Raw genomic sequence first — 18,515 nt, forward strand, 5'->3', positions numbered from 1 at the left:
TCCCAACCTTTCTATTTTGCTATTCAAATCTTATTATATAAAATAATTGTTGAAATGTACAGAATCTTTAATAAATAATTGATTATATATTTAGTTCCAAAACCTAAGGAAAAAACACATTGAAATAACAATCTTATTACAAAATAAAATTTTTTAAAAATTTTTTATATTAATCTTTAAATTTATTTGATTTTGAAATAAAATAGACATATACTATATAAATACAAAAAATATAATTAAAGGAGAGATTTTAATGGATGACCCCAATCAATTAAAACCAAAAAAGTATTCATTATCAAGTTATTTACAATTTATAATTCCATCAATTATAGGTATATTAGTTTTGATGGTGCCTTTCAATTACCAAGGTGACACTACAATTGTTGTAGCATTACTCGCAAGTAAACTAACAAGTGCTACACAAAACATCTTACCAGGTATAGTATTAACCTTCATTACTATTACTGGAATAGCTACACTTATCTATAAATTATTTAAACCCTCAATTATAGAAGATAATGAATTTTTAAAGGGAATATTTAATGTTTCTATATTTTGGGTTATCACACGTATAGTAGGAATGATATTAGGTTTTCTAGTTTATTTTAAAATTGGACCTGAATGGATCTATTCTGATGCTACAGGTGGATTAATACTATACGACTTGATCCTTACATTATTTACTATGTTTTTATTTGCAGGGTTTTTATTGCCTTTCCTTACTGACTTTGGACTATTAGAATTTGTAGGTTCTCTTTTAACCCCAGTCATGAGACCTGTATTTACACTACCTGGTCGTTCATCAATAGACTGTATTGCCTCATGGGTAGGTGATGGAACTATCGGTGTCACACTTACTAATAGACAATATGAACAGGGCTATTATACAGCAAGAGAAGCTTCTGTAATAGCTACTACTTTTTCAGCCGTATCTATCACTTTTTCACTTGTAGTATTAGGTCAAGTTGATTTAATGCATATGTTTGGAATATATTATCTAACTATCATACTCTGTGGGGTTATAGCAGCTTTAATACTACCAAAAATTCCACCTTTATCTAGAAAAAAAGATATATATTATACTGAAAATAGTATGGATACAGGAGAAGATATTCCTGAAGGATTTACCACTCGAGAATGGGGAACTAAACTTGCTATTGAAAAAGCTAAAAAAACAGGTAACCCTAAAGATTTTGTTATCAATGGTACAAAAATAGTTTTTGATATGTGGCTAGGTGTTTTACCAGCAATAATGGCTTTTGGTACAATAGCTCTTATAATAGCGGAAACTACACCAGTATTTGAATGGTTAGGAATGCCATTTATACCACTATTAAAACTACTTAATGTTCCTTATGCTACAGAAGCTGCCCAAACAATGGTTGTAGGTTTTGCTGATATGTTTTTACCATCTGTAATAGGTGCTAGTATACCAAGCGAAATGACTAGATTTATTGTGGCTACTCTTTCTGTAACTCAATTAGTTTATCTATCTGAGGCAGGAGCTGTAATATTAGGTGCTAGAATTCCAGTAAATTTAAAAGACTTGTTCTTTATATTCATAGAAAGAACTCTTGTAACATTACCAATAATTGTACTAGTAGCTCATTTAATCTTTTAACTTTAAAAGGTACCTATCTAAAGATAGGTACCTTTTTTATACTAATATCTATATAAGGCTGCTATTTTTTTCTCCAATTAAATTTAGGATGAAATTGCCCCATACTTTATCTGTTCGAGAAACAAATAACTTTTCTTGACCTTTTCTTTGTTCTTATTTAAATATAGACTCTAAAGTTTTCCAAGCTTCTTTATGCAATTACTTGTCTGATTTAATATCAGGACTTCCTGATATATGTTTATCTATTAAATTGTTATATTTATTTGCAGCTTTATAGATTGGGAACATACTAAATCTAATTTCTAATAAAAGTTAGACTTTTCTCCTTCCAATTATTAGTGATATGACAAATAATATTAAGAATATGAAAAACAATATTTTAGCCATACCTGCTGCTACTTCCACTATTCCAAAAAAACCAAATATTCCTGCAACTAATGCAATTATTAAAAATATTACAGCCCATCTAAGCATATATCTCACCTCTTTTATTGTCTTAATATTCCAATTCTTCTCTTAATTCATATATATCCTATTAATATATTTATAAACATTTTTGATGTTTTTGTTAGTTATGTATCATTATTGGTTATATATATTAATATAAATGAAAGTAAAAGAGGTGAAATTTGTGAAAGTTAGAAAGTTAAATATAAAAAACATAATACATAGTATGAAATATAGAATAAAACACGATGAAGTTCCAGCACTCGGTGCTCAACTTACATATTATCTTATACTGTCATTTTTCCCTTTTTTAATATTTTTACTTACACTTTTAAGTCATACTTCAATTTCCACTTCAGATGTTATGGGTAATTTATCAGGTGTATTACCTGAACAGTCATTTTCATTAATATCCGATACAATTGAAGAAATCTTACAAAATGGCTCTACACCACTTCTTTCTTTTTCTATTATAGGTACATTATGGTCATCTTCTAGTGGCGTTGCTGCCCTTATAAAAGGACTTAATAAAGCTTATGATCAAGAAGAAAATAGGCCATTTTTATTGTTAAGAGGTTTTGCAATTCTTATTACTATAGCACTTGTAATTGGTATTATGTTGACTTTTACTCTATTAGTATTTGGACAGATAATTGGAAACTATATATTTAGTCTTTTTAATCTAACCGAAGTATTCAGACAATTGTGGGCTACTATAAGATTTGCTTTTCCTATAATAATGCTTATAATTATGTTTACTCTTTTTTATAAATATGCTCCTAATAAAAAAAGATTAAAATTAAAAGAGGTGATACCTGGAGCATTGTTTACTACAGCAGCATGGATAGGAATATCACTATTGTTTTCTTTTTATGTAAATAATTTTGGAAATTATGCTAAGACATATGGTAGTATTGGTGGTATAATAATTCTTTTAATTTGGTTATATATAAGTAGTATAATAATACTTATCGGTGGAGAATTGAATGCAACCCTTGCTTTTGATAAGGTCTCTATAGTAAAACAAATAGAAGATAAAAAATAAAGACTCAGCTGAGTCTTTATTTTATGAAAAAATCATTTTATAATACCTATTAATGCTGGAATCTAATTCATCAATAGTTATAAATTTACTCATTTTTATAGCTTCTTTTCCTTCTATAAATAATATCACCGTAGGAGCTACAAATATTGAATATTGACCTTTTGCTTCTATATTATTATTTATATCTACTTCAATAGATTTTATTTTAGGATACTTTTCTAATAACTTTTTTAGCTTTGGACCAAAGCCAACACAATTAGATCACATATCATCAGAAAAAAATAATAAAGTCATATTATTTTTATCAATTATTTTTTGTATTTCATCAAATGTATCTATTCTTTTCATACTATCACCTCTTTTACCCTTCTTCTATTACATTTTTAACCCATTTTTTTGATATTACTCTAGGTATTCCTATCATGGCTTTAACAAACTCTTCTAAAGACACCAATACTACAACAAAATATACTGGCAAGTTAAGAATATGACCTCCTATTATTGCCATTGGCACTCCTATAAGCCATACACTTCCAGCTTCAATAAACAATGAAGCTGTAGTATCTCCTCCCCCTCTTAATATACCAACTATAAGGGTTGTATTAAATACCTTAAATGCCATAAATATAGCAAATACAATTAGTATTTTCTCTACATTTTCTCTTACTATAGCTGAAACTTCAAAAAATGATATTATTAGAGGAGAAAAGACTATAATTAAAATTCCTATTATGATACCAATTAAAGGAGTTATAATAGAAAATCTCTTAGCATAGCCTATAGCTTGAGTTTCATCCTTTGCTCCAATACTATTTCCTATCATAACTGCAGCAGCATTTCCTATGCCCATAGATACAACCATAAATACCTGTTGAACTGTATTTGAAATTTGAACAGATGCAAAAGCTTCTGTACTTATTCTTCCATATACAGCCGAATAAGTTATAACACCTAATGACCAAAAAGCTTCATTTAAAATCACTGGTGTTGTAGTTTTAACTATTCTCATTATAAATGCTTTTGATAAATCCTTCATTTCTCTTATCTTAGCATCAAGAACTAAACCTTTTCTATATATAGTTGTAAGCAATAATGTTAACTCGATTATCCTTGCAATTAGTGTAGCAATTGCAGCTCCTTTTATACCTAATTCAGGAAAGCCAAAGTTTCCAAATATTAGCAGATAATTTAATATTGTATTTACTCCTAATGAAATTGCACTAACAATCATAGGTAATTTAGCATTTCCTATACTTCTAGCTGCAAAGGAATATGAAAATGTAATAGCAGTAATACTATAACTAAAACAAACTATCAACAAATAACTTACACCTAATTTAATTACTTCTTTATCATTAGTAAATATTCCAAGTATTTTTTCAGGAATTAAAAGTGCTGACAGTGTAAAAACAAGAGAAATTAAGGTTCCACTTATAATAGAAAATCCTAACACTCTTCTAATATTAGTAATATCTCTTTTGCCCCAATATTGAGATATAAAAATAGCTGAACCACTATTTAACCCAAACATCAAAAGGGTAAAAAAGAAAAAAAGTTGATTCGCAATACCTACTGATGCTATTGAAGTTTCACCTAATTTACCTATCATTACTGTATCTACCATGTTTAAAGAAGACGAAATTAAGTTTTGTATGGATATAGGAAGTGCTATTGAAATTAATCTTTTAAAAAATTGTTTATCATTTAATAAATCTTTCATAAAATCACCTACTTACTCAAAATTATCATATGATTATATTATAAACTATTTCGTGTATCTAATCTATTAAATGTTTTATTTATTTGATAAAATTCATGAAAAGATAAACATAAAAAGACACCCATATGGGTGTCTTTTTATGCAATAACTTTATTGTAATTTTGTTCTTTATTTTCATCCTTTTTATCAATTGTTATTCCAGTATATCCATAAATTATAGATATTATTGGATTTAATATATTAACAAAAGCAAATGGTGCATACATTAATGGATTTATACCTAAAGTTTTATGCATAAAAGCACCACAAGTATTCCATGGAATTAATGGAGATGTAAGAGTAGCAGAGTCTTCTAACGCTCTAGATAAATTCTTTGAAGCTAAATCTCTTTCATCATAAACATCCTTATACATTTTTCCTGTAATAACAAGTGCTAAATATTGGTCCCCTGTAACTAAATTAACTCCTATACCTGTTAATATTGTAGATAAAATAAGTGAACCTGTACTATTTGCAACTTTTAGTATTTTTTCAGCAATAGCATAAAGCATACCTGTTTTCTCCATAACACCACCAAAACTAAGTGCTACAACTATTAAAGATACAGTCCACATCATAGAATCAAGGCCTCCTCGTGTGAGCAACTTATCTACTGCTTCTACTCCTGTAGTAGATTCAAACCCATAATGTGCTGCATTTATAATATCACCTAAATTTGCCCCTTGAAAAGTAACAGCAAGTATAGCTCCTGCAAAAACTCCTCCAAGAAGTCCCGGTATTGCTGGAACTTTAAATATAACCAATAGTATTACTATTATTGGCGCTATAAATAGTATTGGAGATATAGTAAACTGATTTGATAATCCTTGTAAAATAGTATTAATTGTATCCACATTTGATACTGAACTACTATATTTCATACCTATAATTCCATATAGTATTAAGGAAATTAAATAACTAGGTCCAGTTGTATACATCATATGTTTAACATGTTCAAAAAGATTTGATCCTGCCATAGCCGGTGCTAAATTCGTAGTATCTGACAATGGTGACATTTTATCTCCTGCATAAGCACCTGATATTATTGCTCCTGCTACTATAGGCAAAGGTATTCCTAAACCTTCTCCTATACCAATTAATGCAATACCAACAGTACCTGCTGTTGTCCATGAACTACCTGTAGATAAAGCAACTATTGATGCAAGAATGGTACTTGCTACTAAAAATATACTTGGTGATAAAATTTTAAGTCCATAATAAATCATTGTAGGTACAACACCTGATAATATCCAAGTACCTATAACCATACCAATTATAAGTAGTATAAGTATTGCTTGCATTGAGGTTTGTATAGAATCAATTATTCCTTTTTCTATTGCATCCCACTTATATCCTACCTTGACACTTATACCTGCAGCTACTATAGTAGCCATAATTAAAGGTATGTGTGGATCCGCTTCATACACCTGAAGTGCAATTATTAATGCTCCTATTAAAAATAGAACTGGTACCATAGCTAATTTAAAACTTATTTTACTAGAATTATCATAGTCATCTGACATACAAAAATCCCCCTCCTTTTATTTGTACATATTATAACAAGAGGGTTACAAAAAAAATCAAAAATATTTATTAAAATTCAAAAATAAATAAGTAATTTTCTGAAAATAATATTTATCCACTAATGTATTTTAAAATTCTATTACTAAATATTTAATTTCTAAACTCTATCTCCGTCATTAAACTATCTATAAACTTTCTTATGCTAATTCTTCCTCCTGTATCTCTTTTCCCTCTTATATAATCCATTTCTGATTTTACATCTTCAAAATTAAACAATGAATTATTATAATTAGTAAATGTTTCATTCATATAATCTTCTATTCCCAAATGTGCTAAATTCGACAATGCTTTATTTATAGCTCTTCTTATTCTCTGCTCAGAAGCACTAGAATTTTCACTTATCTTTTCACAAATTTCCTTTATTTTAAAATCAAATATGCTCTCATCTTTTTCAATCAAAAATGAACAAATATTTATAATATCTTCTGCTCCTTTTTCCCCCATAATACCTAACTTATTTAATATATTCCTAATTCCACTTAATTCATCATAATTTTGCTCTTTAAGTTCATCTGAATTCTCATTATTCATAAAAGCATTTTTTATATTTTTCAATGTTCTTTTCATATTTATAGATTCAATTATATTATCCATTACCTTTTTAATTTCTACAATATTTAACGGTTTAGTTATAAAAAAATCAACCCCTTTATTATATGCTTCAGATATCATATCTTTTGAATTTACTTGTGATACCATTATAAATTTCATTTCCAAATTTAACTTTTTAATCCTATCTACTAATTGTATTCCATCTATATTGGGCATAAGTAAATCAACCATTACAATATCAGGTCTATATTTTTTTATTTCTTCTATTGCAATATCACTACTCGTAGAAAAACCTACTACATTTGCTAAATTATTATCTTCAATTATATTTTCTAATGACTTTATTATAGCTATATCATCATCAACAACATATAATTTTAGCATCTTTTCACTCCATCTCTTCTATTGGTATTATTATAATAAATTTTGTAGATTTGGAATTTGAACTTACTTCTATATTTCCTCTAAACTCTTTTTCAACAATATCCTTTACAACAGTTAATCCTATTCCTCTTTTAATATTACCTGAATCTTTATTAAATTTAGTAGAAAAGCCTGGTTCAAATATATAATTTATGTTATTTTCTTTTATACTTGGACCATTATCTTCTATTATAAATATATATCTATTATTTTCTTTGGTATATTTAAAGTTAATATTGCCATCATTTTCTCCTATAGACTCTATTGCATTCATTATTAAATTTCTAAATACTGACATAATATAATAGTGTTTATATATATTCACATCTTCTTTTATGTAAACATTTAAACTTATATTTAAATTGTTTTTTTCTATATACATATCAATATTTTTTTTCAAAATATCCATTATTGCATATAAAGTCATAAATTTATACCTTACTTTATCTTCCATAATAGATTCTATTCCACCAATTACTCTACTATAATTTTTCTTTATCTCATGTACATCTTTAGATATCATAAGAGCCATTTTTTTATCATCATCATTCTCTAACTTCTCATATAAATTATAAGCATTACTCATCACATTTTCGATATAATTGTTATTCATATTCATATAATAAACTTCACTTTCTAATTCTGATGAAAGTATGACTAATCTTCTATATCTTTCTTCATGTTCCTTTTTTACTGTGAAAAGATTATAGTAATGTATAGATAATAATATTATAAAAGCAAATCCTCCTCTAATTAAAGCTATTAATATTAATGATTTTATATTTGTTTCAAATCCTATATCAGAATATATAAATACTCTAAATATAACTTCTGATAAATTAGCAAATAGATCACATAATACAACAGTTATAAACCAAAAGAAATGGGAAGTTTCTTTTCTTTTATAATATAAAAAATAATATATTAACCCATATACAAGGTGAAATGTAACCTCAGGATAACTTTGTTTAAAAGCAGGTATGAAAGATTTTCCATCTAATGTCATAAATAAGCTTCTAAAAATTACACCTGTCATTCCTGTAAATACTGATGTTATTATTGGATTGAGACTTTTATATAAATTCAAGAAAACTGGAAAAATAACTAAAGAAAGCGTTATTCTAAACCCAGCTAATATATAACTTAAAGAAAAGAAAGAAAATATTACATCCATTAATGAAATATATATTCTTTTTTTAAAATGAGTCCATTTAACCATTTGTAACACATCCATTATATCTTATAAATAGTAATATTATGCATTACTAAGCATGCATAATATTACTATTTAAATATACTTCTATCTCTCTTCTATCGAAGCTAAATATCCCTTCTTTTTCATATAGATTCAAATTGTTAATATCTATAGAATGGATCAAGTTTTTATCTTCAATAAATAAATCATATATATTAGTTAAGTCCATTTTTTTAGGTCTATTTTCAAATGATAGTTCTAAAAATAATTTAGATAAACTCTGTACAATATATACATCATATTTGCTAAATATAGTATCTCCACAACCTTCACATATTAATGCTCTAACTCCATAAAACCTTACTCTATATCTTCCCCAACCTGCTCTTACATCAGAAATACCTTCTTTTAGTTCTTCACCACATAAAAAACATCTTAACTTATTATTCATCTTCTTCTTTCCTCCTCATAATTCCATCTACCATTTCCCATACATCTTCTTTGAAATGACAAACTGATATTACTAAAGGCGGTATTGCTAAAGCAACTACAGAATAATATTTAGGATCTTGTGATTTAGGTTGCTGAAATAAAAACTTTATATCTTTACCATGATATTGTTTTTCTATAGGATCTCCAAGTGAAGCACTTCCCTCTACATCTTCAACTTCTATTCCCCTTTGACACATTCTCTCTATGGCATGCTTACTATAATATAAAGAATCTCTTTTTGTAGATTCAATTATATAATCTTGTTCATTCCTAAATTCTTTTTTTACTAAATCTAATTCCACTTTAAGATTCTCCTTTCTTTAGCATAAGTTAATTTTATACTATTATTAAAACTAATACAATATTACGGATTAATATAAATTGGCTAATCTTATCAATCACCAACTCAAAAAATCTACATATAATATATTAGAAACAAACTTACTTACATTATTTCTAAAGGAGGATTTAAAAATGTCAGAAGTAAAAGGTGTTGGAAAAATATTTAAAGAAATTGACACTGAATTGTTATTCTTCTTTCTACTTTTAGTTATTTTATTCAGTTACAACAGCACATATTAAAGGGGGTGAGGTAATGTCTTGTTACGGAAAGGGCGTAGATTCTGAATTGTTATTCTTCTTCCTACTTTTAGTAGTACTATTCTGCTACTGCTAATTCAAATAAATAGAGGAATTAAAAATATGGGCATATGCCCATATTTTTAATTTTTAATTTTTTGTACCTTAACCCATTTACATAATCTGTTTTCTATTATATCAATTAATCTAAAGATTCCAAAGCCCATTATGCTCAAAGCCAATATTCCACTAAACATTTCTAAATAGTCTACGGTTATCCATTTATTCATTATAAAATAACCTATTCCATATTCAGTAGCAAAGTTCTCTGCATAAAATAGTACAGCAATACTTGTACCAATACTTATTCTTAAAGCAGTTATTATATTAGGCATTACTCCTGGTATTATCATATGTCTATATATTTGATAATTAGAAAGTCCTAATGATCTTACTGAATAAAATAATTCATTAGATAATTCTTTTACTCCATCTCTAGTAGTTACGATAATTGGAAATATGATTATTACTATTATTAAAACTATTTTTGACAAATCCCCAATGCCCAATAATATCATAAAAACTGGTAAAAAAGCTATTTTAGGTACAGGATATAAAATATAAATTATTGGTGTAATTAATTTATCTATTTTATTATTCATTCCTGTAACTAGTCCAATTGTTACTCCAACAATTAAGGCTATTGAGATAGCTATAAATATTCTAAAAAGACTTATTAATATATGTTTAGATAATGTCATAGGAAATAATTTTATAAAGGTTATAATAGTATCATGAGGACTAGGAACTACAGATAAGTCTACTATAAAATAAATTATATACCAAAATAATAGAATTATTGTTATAGCATAAATATTTTTACTGTTTTTCATAATATCTATCCTCTTCTAAAAGTTTCCTTACTCTTAAACACATTTCATAAAATTCCATCTGATTTCTTGATTGTTCTACACCAAAATAAGGATTATTTATTATACTTTTAACATTTCCATGATTCATAATAACAATTTTTTGTCCTAAAAATACTGCTTCTTCTATATTATGAGTTACAGAAACTATAGTTAAAGGTTTATTTTTATATATTTTAAGTACAAGATTTTGTAATTTTTCCTTTGTCATCTGATCTAATGCAGAAGTTGGTTCATCCATTAATAACAAGTCAGGGTTTATAGCTAAGGCTCTACATATACCTACTCGTTGACTTTGTCCACCACTTAATTCTATAGGATATTTATCTTTATAATCATATATTGATAACTCCTTTAATATACTTTCAACCTTATCATTTATTTTTTCCTTAACTACCCCTCTAGCTTTTAGTCCTAAAGCTACATTATCCCATACAGTTTTCCATGGTAATAATCCATGATTTTGAAGTATAACAGCAGTATTTTTTCTAATACCATTATTTTTAATTCCATCTATATATATACTTCCTTTGTCAGGAAAAACTAGACCAGCAAGAGAATATAGTAATGTTGTTTTACCACAACCAGAAGCACCTATTATAGCACAAGTAGTATTTTTCTCTACAAATAAATTCATCTTATTTATAGCTACTTCATCACCATATTTTACTACTAAATCTTTAACCTCTATCATTAATCCAAAAACTTCCCTTCTACCATATCATCATATTCAATGTTTATCTTTTTATCATTCACTTTTTCAACCCATTGAATGACTTTATTCATATATTCAGAAGAAGGTAATCTAGCCATATGATATTCAGGCATATCAATACTATCTATTATTTCAGGATTTAATTCTAATTTCTCTATTAATATTCTCCTAGATTCTTTTTCATTTTCTTTAATATATTTTACTCCTTTATTGTATGCTCTATGAAATTTTGATATAGCTTTTTCCTTCTCAGAAATTGCATCATAAGTAAATACCATTGCTTCAGGTGTGAATTCTTCTTCATTTTCATATACTCTCTTCTCTAATCCTCCTAATTCACCCATAGATGCCATAGGCTCGGGAATTATTGCCATATCCATATTTCCTGACTTAATCATTTCTAAACGAGTAGGGATCTCAGGTATAAATATCTTATTCATTTTATATTTAGAAGATAAATATTGTTCAGATAAGAAATTAGATACGCTTACCTCCATCATACCTATATCAATAGTTTCTTTTTCTTCAAACCCTTTCTTTACTAGGAACGGAAACTTTCCATCTGTACTAGTAGTTATTTTTATCTTAAAATCATTATTAACATTATTAACAAAAGCAATAAGATCTGTCATAGCTCCATCTAATTGCCCACTCTGTAATGCACTTTCTCTATTAACTGCATTTGTATATACTTTTATATCCATATCTAAATTTTCTTGTTCAAAATATCCCATTTCTTCAGCTACAAATATTGGAGCTGAATCAACTGCTGGCATTACTCCTATTTTTAATGATGAAATTTCATCCTCATCATTATTACATCCTATAATACTAAATACAATACTAGTAATTAATAAAATCATTAATATTTTTTTACTCATATATTTCTCTCCTCTATGATAATTTTAAAACACATAATCTATTTTATAACTTATAAATATATTTGGCAATAATGTATCAATTACTTTATAATATATTTAGCACTAAAAAAGGAGGCATAATATGATTAATTCTAAAACCATTACAACAAATATTAATAAAAAAAATATTAAAGATATCTGGATTGCTTCAAGACCTTTATCTTTAACACTAGCTTTATATTCTACTACATTAGGTATTGTAATTGCATATAATGAAGGATACTTATTTAAATCTGAGTTTATAGTTATAGATATATGGAAAATATTTTTAGTAACTATTGCTGGATTACTTATACAAACTGCAACTAATTTTATAAATGATTTTTTTGAATGTGAATATAAATATAGAGAACAAAGTGATATCAAATATAATTTTTTAGGTAAACAAAGAACCAAATTTGATATATTAATATTTTTATTAGGAATTGGATGCTTTCTTATAACTATGGGAATTGGCCTTTATATAATGCTAATCTCTACACCTAAACTTATAATAATAGGATTAATAGGAGTTATAGGAGGATATTCATATACTGGAGAACCTATAGTTTATAAAAAAAGAGGACTAGGAACTCCTTTATCATTTATTTTAATGGGACCATTAATGGTATTTGGAAGTTATTTAGTTTTTTCTAAAAACTTTTCATTAAATCCAATAATTATAGGACTTCCAGTTAGTTTAATGATACCTTTGCTAATGATGAGTAATGAAATAAGAGACTATAAAAGAGATAAATCTCTGGGTATAAATACTTTAACAGTAAGAATGGGGTATAAATTCGGGAAAATATTATTTATAACTTTATTAGTCTTATCTTATAGTTTAACTACCTTATATGTATTATTAAATATTTTGCCAATATGGACTTTATTTATATATTTAACCATACCTTTAGCTATAAAATCATATAAAAATGTATCCGTATCAAAAAAAGAAGGTGTCCCTATCACAAATAAACTCCATCTTATATTTGGATTAATAACTATAATTTCATTAATTGTATAAAAATAAAGGAATCGCATATGCGATTCCTTTACTTTTATATATTAATATATAATCCCAATATTAAAGCTAATATTGTCATTATAAATATTATCACTAAGAATTTCCATACATATTTTAACCATTTACCATAAGGTACTCTTCCTATAGCTAAACCACCCATTACAACAGCAGATGTTGGAGTTACTAAGTTAACTATACCTGATGCTGATTGATAAGCTGTTATTACTAATGATCTTGCAACATTAGCAAAATCTCCAAGTGGTGCCATAATAGGCATCGATACTGTAGCTAATCCTGATGTTGATGGTATTAAGAATGATAATGGTATATAGAATAAATATGTTAAAATTATAAATGGTATACGTCCTGCTTGTGAAAGTGTAGTTTCTCCAGCATGTAGTACTGTAGATGTTATATTACCTGCATTCATTACTACAGTTATACCTCTAGAAACACCAACTATTAAAGCAACACCTAAAAGATCTTTAGCTCCTGTTACAAAAGAATCAATAAATTCTTCTTCGCCAAAATCATCTTCACCAAATGCATGTATAAAGCCTATTATAATTGCTGCTACCAAGAATAACGCTGTCAATTCTGGGAACCACCACCATAACGTAGGAATTGCTTCCACTCCAAAATCTTCTAATGGTAGTACACCATAAATCATTGTAGCAAATGTAAGTGCAAATAAAACTAATATAAATAATCTTTTGCCTGTTAGTTCTGGAAATTCACCTTCATCTTTTTTACCTAAGAAATATTCTTTATTGCTTTCTCCCATATCTGCAACAAGAGATTTAGAAGGATCATCTTTAACTTTTTTAGCATATCTAGTAGTATAAAGGATAGCTAAAATTAATCCTGCTACTAACATAATAAGTCTTATAAGTATTCCTTTACCTAATGCAACATCTGCAAAACCTGAAGCTATTCCTGTTGCAAATGGATTTACTGTAGAACCAAGTACTCCGACACCAGCACCTAGTAATATGACTGATACTCCAGTAACAGCATCATATCCAGCTGCTATAAATACCGGTATTATTAAAGGATAGAATGCTATAGTTTCTTCTGCCATTCCATAAGTACTTCCACCTAAAGAGAAAAGAGCCATAAGTATAATTATCATCCAACTTTCTCTTCCTTTGAAGGTTTCAACTACTTTTGCAATACCCGCATCAATAGCTCCCGTTTTCATAACTACTCCTAAGAATCCACCAATTACAAGTACGAATAACGCTACATCTATAGCATCATAAAAACCTCTAATAGGTGCCATCATTACGTCAAATGCTCCTTGTGGTGTAGTTTCTTCTTCTGGTAATTGTTCATAGGTTCCTGGAACTGGAGCATCATTTTCTCCTAATTCATATTCACCTGCAGGAACAATCCAGGTTAAAATAGCTACTACTATTATGATTGCTACAAGAATTGTGTATGCCGTAGGCATTTTAAACTTCATGTAATCACTCCTTTGTGTTTTTTCTACATTTATAATTATACCCAAGTAGCTTAATTATAATCCTAGTAAATATTTATTAGTCGTAAGGATTGATAATAAAATATCAATAGGTATATAAAATGTATAAATTTATTTTAAATAAATAAACTTAAAATGTATGTTACATTTATAAATGTAACATACATAGCTTTATTACACAACCGTTATTTTTTTACTTTTTCTAAATATTTATTTCTTCGTTGTATCTTTATACATATTTTGTTCAAGGTTAATCTTTGGATAAATAAACTTTTTAAGAATAATTATAAACCATATCATAAGAAATACACCTTTAAATACACTACTTATACTTATACTCCACCATACACCCTTAAGACCTAATAAATCATCAGAAGATAAAATCATAGCAAAAGGAACTCTAAGTCCTGTAAGTATTATTCCCACTAAAGATGGTGGTAATGTTCTACCAAGACCATTAAATGCTCCTGTAGTTGCTATTTCTATAGTCATAAATATTTGAGATACTCCTAATATTCTTAAATATATTACTCCTTCTGCTATAACATCTTTTTCAATAAAAAATTGTTTCATTATAATTTCCCCACCAAAAATCAATATTACTGTAGCAAAAACACCTATAACTCCAACCATTAAAAGACCAGTAAAGTATCCTTCTTTTATCCTTTTAAACTTTTCAGATCCATAATTCTGGCCTACAAAGGCAGATAATGCAGATGAAAATCCTCCTGCTGTCATCCATGAAATAGCTTCGATTTGTGATCCTACCTTTTGTACTGCAATAGGACCAGCGCCAAATCCTGCAAGTATTCTAGCTATAAGCATAGAAAAAAAGGTAAATAAACCACTTTGAATAGCAGGAGGCATGCCCATTTTAGTAATTTTTTTAATATATGTAATTTCTATGTTTTTTAAAAATTTAATATCATTAAATATTTCAATTCTACCTTTTATGCTATATATAAATAATATTGTAACTAACATTTGAGATACAATAGTAGCTATTGCAGCTCCTTTTACACCAAAACTAATTAAAGGTCCTAATCCAAATATAAATAATGGATCCAATATAATATTAGAAATTAATCCTATTATATTTATCTTAAAGGGAGTATTACTATCACCACTACCATTAAAAATAGCAGTAAACACAGGATTTATAAAGTAAAATGGTATGCCAAATGAGATTATCATTAAATAATCTCTTGACATATTGACTACATCTACCTTTGGTAAATCAAAGAATCCTATAAGACTATTTCTAAAAAAGAATAATATAAATGCATATATAATACTAAATATAATATTTAATTGTATTGAACTTCTTATATATCCTTTAGCATCTTTTATATGATTTTTACCTATTGATTGTGCTACTCCTACTTCTGCACCAATTTTTGATATTGTTATAAATGCAACAGCAAACCAAGTGAAAAAACCTGCTGTTCCTACTGCTGCTACAGAATCGCTACCTAACTTACCTATCCAAAACATATCAGTGATATTATAAGCCATTTGACCAAAAGAAGTAGCCATAATAGGTAATGCTAATCCTGTTAAAGCTTTTAAAATATTTCCATCTGTTAATTTTCCTTTTTCTATCAATTTTTATTCACCTCATAGTATTAATATAAATATATATAATTATATTTGTTTTAATATCTTTATACAATATAAATAAAAGCTGAGATAATTTAAATTATCTCAGCTTTTATTACAATTTGCTTTTCTCAAAATATTTTTTTGTTTCAAGCACAACTACACTACTTAATCCAATGAGCCCAATCAAGTTTGGTGCTGCCATAAGTGCATTCATTATATCCGCCAAAAACCATACTAATTTAAGTTTAGCAGTAGCACCTATTACTATTGCTATAACAAAAATTATTCTATAATATTTAATAGATTTACTTCCAAATAAGTATTCTAAACATTTCTCTCCATAATAGCTCCATCCTAGTATTGTGGAAAATGCAAAGAAGATTATACCAAATGATACTATAAAACCTCCAGGTCCTGGAAGTCCCTTATTAAATGCTTCACTTGTTAACTCTGCTCCATTTAACCCAGATGCCCAAGCTCCTGTACTTATTATTACAAGTCCTGTAAATGTACATACTATAATAGTATCTATAAATGTGTCTAGCATAGCAATAAGACCTTGACTTGCAGGGGATTCAGTTTGAGCAGCTGCTTGTGCTATAGGAGCACTACCAAGTCCAGCTTCATTAGAAAAAACTCCTCTTGAAACACCACTTTTTATAGCATACATAACTGTAGAACCAGCAAAACCACCTGCTGCTGCACTTCCCGTAAATGCATCTGAAAAAATAAGCTTAAATGCATTAGGTAAAGTTTCTATATTAAATAACAATATAACAAAACATCCTAATATATATGCTCCTGCCATAAAAGGTACTAGAACTCCTGTTACTTTTCCTATATTTTTTATTCCACCTATTATCACAAGCCCTGTTAAAAGAGCTATTACCAATCCTGTGATTAATGGAGATATATTAAAGCTATTATTTAATGCATCTGCTATAGAATTAGATTGTACAGTATTCCCTATTCCAAATGAAGCTATTACAGCAAAAAATGCAAATGTTTTTCCAAGCCATTTCTTCCCTAATCCTTTTTCAATATAATACATAGGACCACCGGCTATTTCTCCATCTTCTTTTCTTACTCTATACTTTATCGCAAGAACTGCCTCTGCGTATTTAGTAGCCATACCAAAAAAAGCAGTTATCCACATCCAAAATAATGCTCCAGGTCCTCCTGCTGCTATTGCTGTAGCAACCCCAACAATATTACCTGTACCAATTGATGCCGCTAAAGCCGTTGTAAGAGCTTGAAAAGGAGATATGTCTCCTTCATTATCACTTTTTGAGAATAAACTTTTAAATGATGCACGGAACTTAAATAATTGTATTAATTTTAATTTAACACTTAAAAATATACCAGTACCTAATAATAATATGAGTAATGGAGTACCCCATAAGAAATCACTAATATTCTTTAAAATCTCTGAAAATAAATCCATAATTTATGCCTCCTTAGAATATGATAAATTTATTATAACACCTTGTTAATTTATTGTCAGTATATAATGTGTTTAGTTTTGTTAATAGTTTTAAAATATTAATATTAGTTATTTACTTATTTTGCTCTATATTATATCATTTTATTTATTCTAAATTTTCATTTAACAATACCATATGAATATGATCTTCCCATGTTCCATTTATATTTAGGTACCTTTTAGATAGCCCTTCATTTATAAATCCTAATTTTTCTACCACTCTAATTGATCGCTTATTTCTAGGCATTATATTAGCTTCAATTCTATGAAGACCAATAGTACTAAAAGAATATCTTATAACTCTCTTAATTGCTTCTGTCATATATCCTCTGTTTAATTTATCTTTGTCCATTTTGTATCCTAAAAAACAAGATAAAAATCCTCCCATTACAATATTGGATAAAGCAACACTTCCTATTATATTTTCATCATTATCCTTTTCAAATATATAAAATTTTTGTAAATTACCATTTTCTATTTTGTTAATTTCATCTTCTATAATTTGCTTATGGTAATCTACAGTATAATAATCACTATGTTTTTTCGGTTCAAATTCAGATAAAAAATCTTTATTTCTAATATTAAAATCTAAAATAATATCTACAAACCTTTCATCTGATTTTTTCAAATTTAATCTTTCTGTTTCTAAAATTAATTTTTCTATACTCATCCAATCTCCC

General features: G+C 27.6%; 18 protein-coding genes and 1 pseudogene. 3 read left to right on the forward strand and 16 right to left on the reverse strand.

From position 1 onward, the window contains the following. Positions 1 to 253 precede the first annotated feature (253 nt). Positions 254 to 1,621, forward strand: coding sequence for a YjiH family protein (locus tag D3Z33_RS05795; protein ID WP_160196840.1), 1,368 nt, complete (start codon positions 254 to 256; stop codon positions 1,619 to 1,621). 198 nt (positions 1,622 to 1,819) lie between these two features. On the opposite strand, the gene D3Z33_RS05800 is transcribed toward D3Z33_RS05795, so the two are convergent. Then, positions 1,820 to 1,909: a hypothetical protein gene (locus D3Z33_RS05800; RefSeq protein ID WP_160196841.1), complete on the reverse strand. Its 90-nt coding sequence runs from the start codon at positions 1,907 to 1,909 to the stop codon at positions 1,820 to 1,822. Positions 1,910 to 1,933: 24 nt separating this feature from the next. Next, positions 1,934 to 2,095, reverse strand: coding sequence for a DUF1328 domain-containing protein (locus D3Z33_RS05805; RefSeq protein WP_160196842.1), 162 nt, complete (start codon positions 2,093 to 2,095; stop codon positions 1,934 to 1,936). Positions 2,096 to 2,252: 157 nt separating this feature from the next. Between D3Z33_RS05805 and D3Z33_RS05810 the strand changes: the two genes are divergently transcribed. Next, positions 2,253 to 3,113: a YhjD/YihY/BrkB family envelope integrity protein gene (locus D3Z33_RS05810; RefSeq protein WP_201750448.1), complete on the forward strand. Its 861-nt coding sequence runs from the start codon at positions 2,253 to 2,255 to the stop codon at positions 3,111 to 3,113. 21 nt (positions 3,114 to 3,134) lie between these two features. Here D3Z33_RS05810 and D3Z33_RS17160 read toward each other — a convergent pair. The 10 genes and pseudogenes from D3Z33_RS17160 to D3Z33_RS05860 form a co-directional block, all read right to left on the reverse strand. Beyond that, positions 3,135 to 3,359, reverse strand: a pseudogene (locus D3Z33_RS17160) (thioredoxin family protein); the annotation flags it as partial. Between the two features lie 115 nt (positions 3,360 to 3,474). Then, positions 3,475 to 4,833, reverse strand: coding sequence for an MATE family efflux transporter (locus D3Z33_RS05820; protein WP_160196843.1), 1,359 nt, complete (start codon positions 4,831 to 4,833; stop codon positions 3,475 to 3,477). A 137-nt stretch (positions 4,834 to 4,970) separates the two neighbouring features. Beyond that, complete coding sequence (nhaC, locus tag D3Z33_RS05825; protein WP_160196844.1) at positions 4,971 to 6,395, reverse strand: Na+/H+ antiporter NhaC; 1,425 nt, start codon at positions 6,393 to 6,395, stop codon at positions 4,971 to 4,973. A gap of 151 nt (positions 6,396 to 6,546) precedes the next feature. Continuing rightward, positions 6,547 to 7,392: a response regulator gene (locus D3Z33_RS05830; RefSeq protein ID WP_160196845.1), complete on the reverse strand. Its 846-nt coding sequence runs from the start codon at positions 7,390 to 7,392 to the stop codon at positions 6,547 to 6,549. A 4-nt stretch (positions 7,393 to 7,396) separates the two neighbouring features. After that, entirely contained in the window at positions 7,397 to 8,650 is a 1,254-nt protein-coding gene (locus D3Z33_RS05835; protein WP_160196846.1) for a sensor histidine kinase, read from the reverse strand. 46 nt (positions 8,651 to 8,696) lie between these two features. After that, positions 8,697 to 9,077 carry a YgiT-type zinc finger protein gene (locus tag D3Z33_RS05840; protein WP_160196847.1) on the reverse strand — a complete coding sequence of 127 codons (381 nt, stop codon included), beginning with the start codon at positions 9,075 to 9,077 and terminating at the stop codon, positions 8,697 to 8,699. Continuing rightward, positions 9,070 to 9,420, reverse strand: coding sequence for a DUF4258 domain-containing protein (locus D3Z33_RS05845; RefSeq protein ID WP_160196848.1), 351 nt, complete (start codon positions 9,418 to 9,420; stop codon positions 9,070 to 9,072). The genes D3Z33_RS05840 and D3Z33_RS05845 overlap by 8 nt, the downstream gene beginning before the upstream one ends. A 420-nt stretch (positions 9,421 to 9,840) precedes the next feature. Beyond that, complete coding sequence (locus D3Z33_RS05850; RefSeq protein WP_160196849.1) at positions 9,841 to 10,590, reverse strand: ABC transporter permease; 750 nt, start codon at positions 10,588 to 10,590, stop codon at positions 9,841 to 9,843. Continuing rightward, positions 10,577 to 11,320, reverse strand: a complete 744-nt coding sequence (locus tag D3Z33_RS05855; RefSeq protein ID WP_160196850.1) for an ABC transporter ATP-binding protein — start codon at positions 11,318 to 11,320, stop codon at positions 10,577 to 10,579. The genes D3Z33_RS05850 and D3Z33_RS05855 overlap by 14 nt, the downstream gene beginning before the upstream one ends. Further along, positions 11,320 to 12,222: an ABC transporter substrate-binding protein gene (locus tag D3Z33_RS05860; RefSeq protein WP_160196851.1), complete on the reverse strand. Its 903-nt coding sequence runs from the start codon at positions 12,220 to 12,222 to the stop codon at positions 11,320 to 11,322. The genes D3Z33_RS05855 and D3Z33_RS05860 overlap by 1 nt, the downstream gene beginning before the upstream one ends. Before the next feature lie 121 nt (positions 12,223 to 12,343). On the opposite strand from D3Z33_RS05860, the gene D3Z33_RS05865 reads away from it, so the two are divergent. Further along, entirely contained in the window at positions 12,344 to 13,267 is a 924-nt protein-coding gene (locus tag D3Z33_RS05865) for a prenyltransferase (RefSeq protein WP_160196852.1), read from the forward strand. Positions 13,268 to 13,301: 34 nt separating this feature from the next. Here the strand turns inward: D3Z33_RS05865 and D3Z33_RS05870 are convergent, their stop codons facing one another. The 4 genes from D3Z33_RS05870 to D3Z33_RS05885 form a co-directional block, all read right to left on the reverse strand. Then, positions 13,302 to 14,732 (reverse strand): YfcC family protein, encoded by a 1,431-nt coding sequence (locus tag D3Z33_RS05870; protein ID WP_160196853.1) that lies wholly within the window; start codon positions 14,730 to 14,732, stop codon positions 13,302 to 13,304. Positions 14,733 to 14,960: 228 nt separating this feature from the next. After that, complete coding sequence (locus tag D3Z33_RS05875) at positions 14,961 to 16,355, reverse strand: MATE family efflux transporter (RefSeq protein WP_243153435.1); 1,395 nt, start codon at positions 16,353 to 16,355, stop codon at positions 14,961 to 14,963. 109 nt (positions 16,356 to 16,464) lie between these two features. Further along, entirely contained in the window at positions 16,465 to 17,796 is a 1,332-nt protein-coding gene (locus D3Z33_RS05880; RefSeq protein ID WP_160196854.1) for an alanine/glycine:cation symporter family protein, read from the reverse strand. 145 nt (positions 17,797 to 17,941) lie between these two features. Further along, the gene (locus D3Z33_RS05885) at positions 17,942 to 18,505 is read right to left on the reverse strand and encodes a GNAT family N-acetyltransferase (RefSeq protein ID WP_160196855.1); all 564 of its coding nucleotides are present in this window, start codon (positions 18,503 to 18,505) and stop codon (positions 17,942 to 17,944) included. Positions 18,506 to 18,515: the final 10 nt, after the last annotated feature.

This window comes from Senegalia massiliensis, from assembly GCF_009911265.1.
Taxonomy (GTDB): Bacteria; Bacillota; Clostridia; order Tissierellales; family SIT17; genus Anaeromonas; species Anaeromonas massiliensis_A.